This is a genomic window from Nocardioides sp. Soil796 (assembly GCF_001429525.1).
Classification (GTDB): domain Bacteria; phylum Actinomycetota; class Actinomycetes; order Propionibacteriales; family Nocardioidaceae; genus Nocardioides.
In genome coordinates this window covers 514622-525942 of sequence record NZ_LMSQ01000018.1, presented here as the reverse complement: position 1 = coordinate 525942, position 11321 = coordinate 514622, and the positions used below count along the sequence as shown (strand labels likewise).

Annotated in this window: 10 protein-coding genes and 1 tRNA gene; 6 read left to right on the top strand and 5 right to left on the bottom strand. The window is 70.5% G+C overall.

The genetic code is table 11. The features are described 5' to 3' along the window. Nucleotide 1 precedes the first annotated feature (1 nt). Nucleotides 2-475, bottom strand: a complete 474-nt coding sequence (gene ispF, locus ASH02_RS13895; RefSeq protein WP_235529955.1) for a 2-C-methyl-D-erythritol 2,4-cyclodiphosphate synthase — start codon at nucleotides 473-475, stop codon at nucleotides 2-4. A gap of 9 nt (nucleotides 476-484) precedes the next feature. Between ispF and ASH02_RS13890 the strand changes: the two genes are divergently transcribed. Genes ASH02_RS13890 through ASH02_RS13870 form a run of 5 tightly spaced genes read left to right on the top strand, consistent with a single transcriptional unit; the run spans nucleotide 485 to nucleotide 6886 of the window. After that, nucleotides 485-2029: a molybdopterin-dependent oxidoreductase gene (locus tag ASH02_RS13890; protein ID WP_235539050.1), complete on the top strand. Its 1545-nt coding sequence runs from the start codon at nucleotides 485-487 to the stop codon at nucleotides 2027-2029. After that, a complete protein-coding gene (locus ASH02_RS13885) occupies nucleotides 2026-2790 on the top strand; it encodes an SDR family NAD(P)-dependent oxidoreductase (RefSeq protein ID WP_057294934.1) in 765 nt (254 codons plus the stop codon). The genes ASH02_RS13890 and ASH02_RS13885 overlap by 4 nt, the downstream gene beginning before the upstream one ends. 53 nt (nucleotides 2791-2843) lie before the next feature. Further along, entirely contained in the window at nucleotides 2844-4274 is a 1431-nt protein-coding gene (cysS, locus tag ASH02_RS13880; RefSeq protein ID WP_057294933.1) for a cysteine--tRNA ligase, read from the top strand. 17 nt (nucleotides 4275-4291) lie between these two features. After that, nucleotides 4292-5260 (top strand): 23S rRNA (guanosine(2251)-2'-O)-methyltransferase RlmB, encoded by a 969-nt coding sequence (rlmB, locus tag ASH02_RS13875; protein ID WP_056685373.1) that lies wholly within the window; start codon nucleotides 4292-4294, stop codon nucleotides 5258-5260. A gap of 45 nt (nucleotides 5261-5305) precedes the next feature. After that, entirely contained in the window at nucleotides 5306-6886 is a 1581-nt protein-coding gene (locus ASH02_RS13870; RefSeq protein ID WP_156409771.1) for a metallophosphoesterase, read from the top strand. On the opposite strand, the gene ASH02_RS13865 is transcribed toward ASH02_RS13870, so the two are convergent. The 4 genes from ASH02_RS13865 to ASH02_RS13850 form a co-directional block, all read right to left on the bottom strand. Further along, nucleotides 6845-8059: a DUF4032 domain-containing protein gene (locus ASH02_RS13865; RefSeq protein ID WP_056685378.1), complete on the bottom strand. Its 1215-nt coding sequence runs from the start codon at nucleotides 8057-8059 to the stop codon at nucleotides 6845-6847. The two genes, ASH02_RS13870 and ASH02_RS13865, sit on opposite strands and share 42 nt — an antisense overlap. A gap of 86 nt (nucleotides 8060-8145) precedes the next feature. Next, nucleotides 8146-9963, bottom strand: a complete 1818-nt coding sequence (locus ASH02_RS13860; RefSeq protein ID WP_082620893.1) for a glycoside hydrolase family 13 protein — start codon at nucleotides 9961-9963, stop codon at nucleotides 8146-8148. A 23-nt stretch (nucleotides 9964-9986) separates the two neighbouring features. Beyond that, complete coding sequence (soxR, locus tag ASH02_RS13855; protein ID WP_056685381.1) at nucleotides 9987-10430, bottom strand: redox-sensitive transcriptional activator SoxR; 444 nt, start codon at nucleotides 10428-10430, stop codon at nucleotides 9987-9989. 57 nt (nucleotides 10431-10487) lie between these two features. Beyond that, nucleotides 10488-10563, bottom strand: a tRNA-Thr gene (locus ASH02_RS13850). A gap of 143 nt (nucleotides 10564-10706) precedes the next feature. On the opposite strand from ASH02_RS13850, the gene ASH02_RS13845 reads away from it, so the two are divergent. Then, nucleotides 10707-11288, top strand: a complete 582-nt coding sequence (locus ASH02_RS13845; RefSeq protein WP_057294931.1) for a TIGR03086 family metal-binding protein — start codon at nucleotides 10707-10709, stop codon at nucleotides 11286-11288. Nucleotides 11289-11321 lie beyond the last annotated feature (33 nt).

Below are 11321 nucleotides of genomic sequence, written 5' to 3'. Positions count from 1 at the left end.
GTCAGACGATGAGGGCGGTGGCGATCGCGGCGACGCCCTCGCCGCGGCCGGTGAGGCCGAGGCCGTCGGTGGTGGTGGCCGAGATCGAGACGGGAGCGCCGACCACCTCGGAGAGCACCCGTTCGGCCTCGGTACGGCGGTCGCCCAGGCGTGGCCGGTTGCCGATCACCTGGATCGCCACGTTGCCGATCGTGAAGCCGGCCGCACGCACGCGTCGTACGGTCTCGGCCAGCAGCGCGCTGCCCGAGGAACCGGCCCACTCGGGCTCTGCGGTGCCGTAGTTCGTGCCGAGGTCGCCCAGTCCGGCGGCCGAGAGCAGTGCGTCGCAGGCGGCGTGCGCGGCGACGTCCGCGTCTGAGTGCCCCTCGAGCCCGGCCGGCTCGTCGGGCCAGGCCAGACCGGCCAGCATCATGGGTCGATCGACGGCAAAGCGGTGTACGTCGGTGCCGATGCCTGTGCGGGGGGTCGAAGTCACGAGATGATCATGCCTGAGACCATGGACGGCGTGACGACTCCCCGAGGTGCCTGGTCGGCTGCCGGCGCCGTGGCCGGTGTGGCCGGACTGGCGATCAGCCATGCGGCGACGATGGTGCTCACCCTGCGCTCCTCGCCCCTGGTCGCCGTGGCCGAGCTGATCATCCAGCACGTGCCGGGTGGTCTCGCCGAGCGGGCGATCAAGGTCCTCGGCAGCAACGACAAGCCGTTCCTCGTCGTGGTCATCTTCCTGATCATGATGCTCTTCGCGATGTGGGCCGGGCGCCTGGCCGAGCACTCGTGGTGGAAGCCGATCCTGGTCTGGGTGGGCATGGGTGCCGTCGGCCTGCTCGCCGTCCTCACCCGCTTCGACGCCACCGCGCTCGACTACCTGCCGGTGACCGCGGGTGTGGTCACGTGGATCGTCGCGTTGTCGTTCCTCACCGAACCACTGCACCACGCCGATGCGGCGGACGACACCCAGTCCGACGGCAAGTCGCGGCGCAGCTTCCTGATCCGCTCCGGAGTGCTCGGCGTGGCCGGCATCGGGGTGGGCATCTTCGGCCAGAACTTCGGCGCCAAGCGGCGTCACGTCGAGGAGACCAGGCGCCTGCTGAACCTTCCCGTCACCGACCCCAAGTCGCCGCGCGGGACGATGGTCGACGTCCCCGACATGCCGTCGTGGAAGACGCCGACCGGGGAGTTCTACAAGATCCACACCGCCGTCGTGGTGCCGACGATCGAGCCGCAGGACTGGTCGCTGCGCATCCACGGCAAGGTCGACCGCGAGATCACCCTGACCTACCAGGAGCTGGTCGACCGGCCGCTGATCCAGCGCTGGATCACCCTCAACTGCGTCTCGAACCCGGTCGGCGGACCGCTGATCGGCAACGCCTGGTGGTCCGGCGTGCTGCTCGCGGACCTGCTCGAGGAGGCCGGGGTGTCCGGCGACGCCGACGCGATCCTCCAGACCTCGCACGACGGCTGGACCTGTGGCACCCCGCTCGACATGGTCACCGATCGCCAGCGGCACGCGATGCTGGCGATCGCGATGAACGGCGAGCCGCTGCCGATCGACCACGGCTTCCCCGTGCGCACCCTGGTGCCGGGGCTGTACGGCTACGTCTCGGCCTGCAAGTGGGTGGTCGACATCGAGGTCACGAAGTTCGAGGACTTCGAGGCCTACTGGACCGACAAGGGCTGGTCCGAGAAGGGTCCGGTGAAGATCGCCTCCCGCATCGACGTGCCGGAGAACGGCGACGACGTCGAGACTGGCACCGTCAGGATCGGCGGGCACGCATGGGCGCAGCACACCGGTATCAGCGGCGTCGAGGTGGCGATCAACGGCGGCGAGTGGACGCGGGTCGACATCGGCTCGAGTCCCAACACCGACACCTGGGTCCAGTGGAAGACAGAGGTCGATCTCGAGGAGGGCGACCACACCGTGTTGGTGCGGGCCGTCGGCTCCGACGGGGAGACACAGACCGGGGTCGAGCGCGACACCCGGCCGGATGGTGCCACCGGTTGGCACCAGATTGAGATCAGCGCCTCATGACCTTCACCTCAGACGGAGTGGCCCTCGTCGTCGGCGGCAGCGGCGGGCTCGGTGCTGCGATCGCGCGGTTGCTCGCCGAGCGTGGCAGCAACGTCGCGGTCACCTTCCGCGCCAACGAGTCCGCCGGTACGACGACCGCGGCGTCCTGCCGCGAGTGGGGCGTGCGCTCCTCGGCGTACCGTCTCGACGTCGGCTCGTCGACCGACTGCGCCGACGTGGTGGCGAAGGTCGTCGAGGAGTACGGCGGCCTGCACACGCTGGTCCACGCGGCCGGACCGCACGTGCCGATGGTGCACCTGTCCCGCGTGGCACCCGACGACATGGCGCGACAGCTGGCCGACGACGCGGGCGGGTTCTTCAACGTCGTGCATCCCGCGCTGACCCACCTGCGGGCCGACGGCGGATCGATCGTGGCGGTGACCACGGCGGCGACCGCCCGCTACCCGGTGCGCGACGGCCTCTCCGCCGGACCCAAGGGGGCGGTCGAGGCGCTCGTGCGCGGACTGGCCGCCGAGGAGGGCCGGTTCGGCGTGCGGGTCAACGCGGTCGGGCCGGGCATGCTCACCGACGGCATGGCGGCCCGCCTGATCACCTCCGGCGAGCTGTCCGAGGCCGCCCTCGACGTGACCCGCGACAACATCCCGCTGCGCCGTTTCGGCAATGCCCGCGACATCGCCGAGGCGGTCTGCTTCCTCGCCTCCGACGCCGCCGGCTTCATCTCGGGCCAGAAGCTGGACGTCGACGGCGGCTACACCGTCTGACCTCCTGCCTCGGAAATCGTCAGGGGGGTGGCCGGACCTCTAGGATTGCCCGGGTGAGCCTCAAGTTCTATGACACAGCGACCCGCGAAGTGCGTGACTTCGTGCCCCTCGAGGAGGGGAAGGTCGGCATCTACCTGTGTGGGCTCACGGTGCAGTCGGAGCCGCACGTCGGGCACATCCGCTCGGGCGTGAACTTCGACGTGCTGCAGCGGTGGCTGCGTGCCTCTGGTTACGAGGTCACGTTCATCCGCAACACCACCGACATCGACGACAAGATCCTGATCAAGGCCGCCGAGCAGGGTCGCCCCTGGTACAACCTCGCCTACGAGATGGCGCGCGAGCTGTCGAAGGCGTACGCCGCCCTCAACGTGGCCCCGCCGACGTACGAACCCGCGGCCACCGGTCACATCCCCGAGATGGTCGAGCTGATCTCCGAGCTGATCACCCGCGGCCACGCCTACGCGGCCGAAGACGGCTCGGGCGACGTCTACTTCGACGTCCGCTCCTGGCCGTCGTACGGCGAGCTCTCGGGGCAGCGCATCGACGACATGGAGGCGGCCGCCGACGCCGACCCGCGCGGCAAGCGCGACCCCCGTGACTTCGCCCTGTGGAAGGGCTGGAAGAAGGAAACCGAGCCCGAGACCGCTGCCTGGCCGAGCCCCTGGGGTCCGGGACGTCCGGGTTGGCACATCGAGTGCTCGGCGATGGCCGGCAAGTACCTCGGCACCGCCTTCGACATCCACGGCGGCGGCCTCGACCTGCGCTTCCCGCACCACGAGAACGAGCAGGCACAGTCCCGCGCGGCCGGGCACCCGTTCGCGTCGTACTGGCTGCACAACGCCTGGATCACCACCTCCGGCGAGAAGATGAGCAAGTCGCTCGGCAACTCGCTGCTGGTGCCCAACGTGCTCGAGCGGGTGCGGCCCATCGAGCTGCGGTTCTACATGGTCTCCGCGCACTACCGCTCGCACGTCGAGTTCAGCTTCGAGGCGCTCGACGAGGCCGCCGTCGGCTTCCGTCGCATCGAGAACTTCCTGGCCCGCGCCGCCGCCGAGGTCGGCGAGGTGCCGACCGGTGGGCTGCTCTGCGCCGACTTCGTCAACGCCATGGACGACGACCTCGGTACGCCGGCCGCGGTCGCCGCGATCCACGACGTCGTGCGCGAGGGCAACAAGCTGATCGGCACCGGCGACATTGACGCCTTGCGGGGCAATGCGGCGTCGGTGCGCGCCATGCTCGACGTGCTCGGCCTCGACCCCGCAGACCCGGCGTTCGCGACCGGCTCGACCGGCGAGACCGACAAGCTGAGCGCCGCCGTCGACGTACTCATCAACACCCTGCTGGAACAACGCAACGAGGCGCGCGCGGCCAAGGACTACGCCACCGCCGACGCCATCCGCGACCGCATCAAGGCGGCCGGCATCGAGATCGAGGACACGCCCAGCGGTCCGAAGTGGTCTCTCGAGACAGACACGAGCAACTGAAGTGGAGCACAACTGACATGCCCGGGAACTCCCAGCGTCGAGGCGCCATCAAGAAGACGGGCAAGGGCAACCCCACTGCCGGCTCCGGCGGTCGCGTCAAGCGCGGCCTCGAGGGCAAGGGCCCCACGCCTAAGGCGAAGGACCGCCCGAACCACAAGGTCTACAAGAAGATCAACAAGGTCGACAAGTCGGCTGCCGCGCGCCCGAAGCGCCGCACCGCCAAGGGCGGCGACTCCGAGTGGGTGGCCGGCCGCAACTCCGTGGTCGAGGCGCTTCGCGCGCACATGCCGGTGACCGCGCTGTACGTCGTCGAGGGCACCGAGCGCGACGCCCGGCTGCGTGAGGCGTTCGCGCTGGCGGCCGACGGCGGCGTCTCGCTGCTCGAGGTCTCGCGCGGCGAGATGGACCGCCTCACCAGCGGCGCCGTCCACCAGGGCCTCGCCGCGCGCGTCCCTGCCTACGAGTACGCCGACGCGGACGAACTGATCGACTTCGCGGCGGCGAACGACGAGAAGCCGCTGATCGTGGTCCTCGACTCGGTCACCGACCCGCGCAACCTCGGCGCGATCGTGCGCTCGGCCTCCGGGTTCGGTGCGCACGGCGTGGTCATCCCTGAGCGTCGGGCCGCCGGCATGACGGCATCGGCCTGGAAGACCTCCGCCGGTGCGGCGGCCCGCCTGCCGGTCGCGCAGACGGTCAACCTGGTGCGCCAGCTGAAGGCCTACCAGGACGCCGGCTGCATGGTGATCGGCCTGGCTGCTGACGGTGACCTGTCGCTGACCGACCTCGACAAGCCCGAGGTGGACCTCTCGAAGAACCCGCTGGTCGTGGTGGTCGGCTCCGAGGGCAAGGGACTGGGCCGACTGGTCGCCGAGACCTGCGACCACCTCGTCTCGATCCCGATGGCCACCGGCCTCGAGTCGCTCAACGCCGGCGTCGCCGCCTCGATCACGCTCTACGCGATCGCTCAGGCCCGCCAGGCCTGAGGGGTTCGCCTGCGTGGGCCTTGCCGGGTCGTTAGGGTCGAAGGCATGGCTGTCGGGAAACGGAACGTGCTGCGTGCGGGCGGCTACGTGCTGGCCTGGCTGCTGCTCGCCGTGCCCTCGGCGCTGGCGATCTTCCTGAGCTCCAGCACCACAGTCACGGTGGCCAGCCACGACGCGACGGTCAGCCCGAGCCTGGGGCAGTACGTCACGATCCGCACCGGGCCGTTCCTGCCCGACGTGCGCCGTGACTCCGGCGGCCCGATCGGCGTGGACATCGTGCTCGGCAAGACCGAGGCCGACTCCACCGAGATGCTGGTCGAGCGCTACGCGTTCATCGCCAGCCAGCCCCAGTCGCAGGTCGCGATCGTGGAACGCGCGGTCACCCGGCTGGTCTGGGACGCCGCAGCGCGCGGCGCCGTCCTCGCCGTGTTTCCCCTGCTGTTGTGGGCGTTGATCGGCAGGCAGCGCCGCACCGAGATCTTCGGTCGTACGCCGAAGCACCTGATCGTGGCGACACTGGCCACCGGCACCACGATCGCGGCCGTGGTGGTGCTGGTCATCAAGCCCTGGCAGACCGACGAGACGAAGGTCGTCGACCAGTCCCAGTGGCAGAGCCTCCAGTCCTACCTGCCGGAGTTCGACGTACCGGCCGAGGCCCGCGACATCGAGGTGCAGGGCACCCTGGCCGCCAGCGGCACCAAGCGGCTGGTGCTCAGCGCGGTCGACACCTACCGCATGAGCCGGGAGTTCTACGACGCCGCGCGCGACAAGGCCGAGACGCTCGAGCTGCGCAGGCCCGGCGAGGACGAGTCCGTGGCCGTGATCGTCTCCGACCGACACGACAACATCGGCATGGACCAGGTGGCTCGTGCCATCGCCGACCGGGCCGACGCGAGCGCGGTGCTCAACGCGGGTGACGACACATCGACCGGATCGGAGTGGGAGGCCTTCTCCCTGGACTCTCTCGACGACGCGTTCAAGGACTACGACGGCCGGTTCTCCGTGCAGGGCAACCACGACCACGGCACGTTCGTGCAGGGCTACCTCGACGACCTCGGCTGGCAGACCGCGAGCGGCAGCCTGCTCGAGGGACCGGGTGGTGGGCGTCTCCTGGCCTACAACGACCCGCGCTCCAGCGGGCTGGGCACCTGGCGCGACCAGCCGGGGATCAGCATCGACGAGCTTGCGGTCAACATCGCGGACCGGGCCTGTGAGGCGGGCCAGCGCATCAACACCCTGCTGGTGCACGACATCGACATGGGCACGGTCGCCCTCGAGCGCGGCTGCGTCGACCTCGTCATCTCCGGCCACGTGCACGTGCAGGTCGGACCCGACCTGGTCAAGGGCTCCAACGGCGAGTCCGGCTACAACTACACGAACGGCACCACCGGCGGTGCGGCGTACGCCGTGGCCGTGGGCAGCAAGCTGCGCCGCCCGGCCGAGGTCACGTTGGTGACCTACCGCGACGGCCGCCCGGTCGGCCTCCAGCCGGTGACCCTGCAGACCAACGGCGTCTTCGACGTCGGCGACTACCTCCCGCTCACCTACCGGAGTGAGGACACGCGCCAGGTGGGTGCGGACGGCTCAGGTGGGTCCGGCGGCGGGCAGGACCGGGCGCTTCGGTAGCTCGACGGCGATGTAGTCGCGGGCGGTGTCGAAGATGTCCACCTCGTGGCCGGCCGCCTCGGAGAGGAACCACCGGTGGACGAGGATCTCGTGGAAGATCTCCGCCGGCTCGAGACGGCCGCGCAGCTCCGGCGGCACCATCGCCTTGATCGGCTCGTAGACCCGCACGAGCCACTGGTTGGCCACGATCTCCGGGTTCTCGCCGGCCAGCCCGAGGTGCGCGGTGTAGGCGGCCAGGTCGTTGAGCAGTCGCCGGGCCTGGTTCTCCTCGACGCTCAGGCCGGTCAGCCCCTGCAGCTCCCGGGCGTGGTGGCCGAGCTCGACGACCTTCGGCTGCAGCCGGTAGCAGTCGCCCTCGGGTGCGGCGACCATCTCGATCTCGTCGACGTCGAAGCCGAGCTCGTTGAGTCGCTCGATGCGCTGCTCGACCCGCCACATCTCGTCGCGGCCGAACTCCTCCGCGCGGGTCAGCTCGGCCCACAGGAGGTCGTAGCGCTCACGCAGCAGCGCGATCACCTCGGCCGGGTCGACGGAGTCCTTCAGGTCGCCGCTGGCGGTGAGGTCGAGCAGCTCGGCGTACACGTTCTCGCAGCCGACCTCGACGTCGTGCTCGCGCATCGCGTCGGACAGGGTCGCCTTCAGCTCGCCGGTCTCGGCGTCGACGAGGTACGCCGAGAACTCGCCGGCGTTGCGACGGAACAGCACGTTCGAGAGCGACACGTCGCCCCAGTAGAAGTGGGTCAGGTGCAGCCGCACCAACAGGACCACCATCGCGTCGATGATCGCCGGGAGCTCTGCTGCGCCCAGCCCGTTGGAGAACAGCCAGCGGTAGGGCAGCGAGTAGCGCAGGTGCCGGGTCACCAGCACCGACGGCAGCGGGCGGTCCTGGTTGTCGGTGCGGCCGGAGATCACGCACTGCGGCTCGACGCACGGCAGGCGCTTGGCGCCGAGCTCCCGGAGCATGCGGTACTCCCGGTTGGCGATCTCCTCCTCGGTCTCCTTGGCGACATACGTGTTGCCGCCCGGACCCGTGGTGATGATGCGTACGACGTGACGCGAGAGCCCGCGCGGGAGCGGCACCAGGTGCACCTCGTCCCAGTCGGCCAGGGGCTGCGACCAGGGCAGGGGCAACAGCGCAGGATCGGGTCGAGTCGCCACCACGCGCAACGCCATCTGCCCATCGTGGCGGCTCGCCCGCGGGGGCACAAGGTGGTGGTTCCGACACCCGTCTCCGCGACCACCGAATGCCGGGAGGGCGGTCAGAGGGAGATGACCAACGCCCCGGGGCCGTCGGCGGAGGCGACGACGAGGTGCTGGTCCTGCTGGTCGAGGGTGGCCGACCCCGTGGCGAGCAGCACGGACGAGGCGCGCAGTCCGGTGATCGTGAGCGCCGGTCCCGCGGAGCGGCGTACGACGACCAGCACGTCGCCGTCGGGGTGCTCACGCACGAACGCCAGCACGTCGTCCTCGACGTGGACCCACCGCAGGCCACCACGGCGCAGTGCGACGTGCTCCCGACGCAACCGTGAGAGCGCGGAGTAGACGGCCAGGGTGTCGCGGTCCCAGGACTCGGGACGGTGCCACGGCATGGTGCGGCGGGAGTCCTCGCCGAGCACGCCCTCGAGGCCGATCTCGTCGCCGGCGAAGACCATCGGCACCCCGGGCAGGGTGAACTGCAGGGTCGCGGCGACCTGGTGACGCGCGGCCGACCCCGTCACCGTGCGGATCCGCGCGCTGTCGTGGGAGCCGAGGATGTTCCACGACGACGAGAACGTGCGCCAGCCGTAGCGGGCCAGCCACATCCGCATCGAGGCCACGACCTGCGCGCCGGTGCGGGTCGGCACCGGAACGGGAGTGCCGAACGAGCGGGCCGCCGTGTCGTCCGCGCGCAGCCACTCCCACACCGGCCAGGAGAAGCCGGAGTAGTTCATCGTGCCGTGCCACCCGTCGCCGGGCACGTCCTCCGACCCGTCGTGGTTGTGCTCGCCGAGCACCAGCGCGTCGTCGCGGATGGCAGTCGCCGTGCGGCGTACGGCGCGAGCCACCTCGTGGTTCAGGTCGACCTCGCGCAGCCGCCCGGTCATGTTGGCGACGTCGATGCGCCACCCGTCCAGGTCGTACGGCGGCAGCAGCCAGCGCCCCACGACCGAGTCGGGCCCTTCGGTGAACGCAGCCCGCAGGGCCGGATCGCCGTGGTTCAGCTTGGGCAGCGTGTGGTGGCCCATCCAGGTGGCGTAGCTGCCGTCGGGTTCGAAGCAGTACCAGCTGCGGTGCGGGTCCTGCTCGTCGCCGGCCGCCGAGGTGAACCACTCGTGGGTGTCGCCGGTGTGGTTCGTGGTCAGGTCACCGAGGATCCGCCAACCGCGTTCGTGCACCGCGTCGGACAGCCGCGCGTAGGCCTCGTCGCCGCCGAGCAGCGGGTCGACCGACGCGAACGTGGAGGCGTTGTAGCGGTGGTTGGACTCACCGGGGAAGACCGGCGTCGTGTAGACGATGTCGGCACCGACCTCGGCGACGTGGTCGAGGTGGTCGGTGATGCCGTCGAGGTCGCCGCCGAAGAACTGCAGGGGAGTGCGGGGGTCGCTGCCCTCGAAGACGACGGTGTCGTCCCACCCGGCCGGCGTGGCCCAGGTCGGGGTCTCGCGTTCGTCGGCCGCGCGCGACCGGGCGAAGCGGTCGGGGAAGACCTGGTAGACGACGCCGTCGCGGGACCAGTCGGGCGCCGGGTCGTGGGAGGACAGCTTGAAGTCGAAGGCGTCGGGGACGTCGTGGTCGAAGACCCCGGCCCCGGTCAGCCAGCGCTGGGTGCGGTCAGCGTGCACGAGCAGGAAGCGGTAGTTCATCACTGGGTTGTGCAGGGGGAGTTTCGCCTGCCACCACTGGTGATTGTCGTCCTCGGTCGCCGCAGCGCGCAGGAAGATCGGCTCGGCGTCGGTCGTCGTACGCACCCAGACCTCGGTGATCGCGTCATCGCGGTGGGTTCGGCAGCGGATGCCGACCAGGTCGCCGGGGGCGGGGGACTCGTCGTCGACGTAGAGGGGTGACCCGTCGTGGTGGGGCTCGCGCAGGAGATCCATGGCTCCAGTGTGGCGGGTCGGGCTCACCGCGGCCTGCTGGGCTCCAGGAACACGGCGCCCGGGCCGCGCGGGGCGACGATGTCGTGCGGATTGCTGAGCGCGCAGGTCTTCAGGCTCAGGCAGCCGCAGCCGATGCAGCCGTCGAGCCGGTCGCGGAGACGCTCGATGCGCTCGATCTGCTCGTCGAGACGGTCCCTCCAACGCTTGCTCAGCCGGGCCCAGTCGGCCTTGGTCGGCGTACGGTTCTCGGGCAGCGTGGCGAGTGCCTCCCCGATCTCCTCGAGGCTGAGCCCGACGGTCTGGGCGCTGCGGATGAACGCCAGCCGGCGCAGGGTCGACTGCGGGTAGCGGCGCTGGTTGCCCGTCGTGCGCACGGACTGCACGAGGCCGCGCGACTCGTAGAACCTGATCGCCGAGGTGGCCACCCCGGCGCGTTCGGAGAGATGCCCGATCGTCCACTGCTTCATGGTGGCTCCAGACTTCAAGTGACCTTCAACTTGAAGTCCATGGTGCCACGGGCCTGGTGGAGCCGCGTGAGAGAATCGAACTCTCGACATTCGCTTTACAAGAGCGATGCTCTGCCATCTGAGCTAACGCGGCGTGCGCCGTCGGACAGCGCGGCAGGAAGTCTATCTGCTGGTCCGGGTGCGTCGTCGCCCAGACCCGGCCGCAGACCCCGGCCGCAGGCACCGATGAGTTCCGGGCTCTTCGCAGGTCTCACCTGAAAACCACCAGGAGGACACATGCACGATCTCGGAAGCGCCACCAACGCGATGGCGGCAGTCGTCGCCGGAATCCGCGACGACCAGCTCACCGCACGCACCCCGTGCCCGGCGTACGCGCTCGGTGACCTGCTCGAACACGTCGACGGCCTGAGCCTCGCCTTCGCCATGGCTGCCCGCAAGGAGCTGCCGGCCTCGGCCGGCGCGCCGCCCGCGGGCGACGTCAGCAGGCTGGCCCCGGACTGGCGCACCCGGGTGCCGGAGCAGCTCGAGGCGCTGGCCGCGGCCTGGCGGGAGCCCGACGCCTGGACCGGACAGACCGCGGCCGGTGGCGTCGAGCTGGACGGCGAGACGGCCGGACTGGTCGCCACCAACGAGGTGGTCGTGCACGGCTGGGACCTGGCCCGGGCCTCCGGGCAGGAGTTCCCCATCGACGACGAGAGCGTGGCGCGGGCCCGGGCGTTCGTGGCGATGTTCAGCGGACCCGGCACGGAGGGGATGCGCGGTGACGCGTTCGGCCCCGAGGTGGCGCCGCCCGCCGATGCCTCGCCATTGGAGGAACTGGTCGCGATGAGCGGTCGGGACCCGCGCTGGCAGCCCTGAGCGACGTTCCCCGCCGGTGGGCTCCGGCACGCC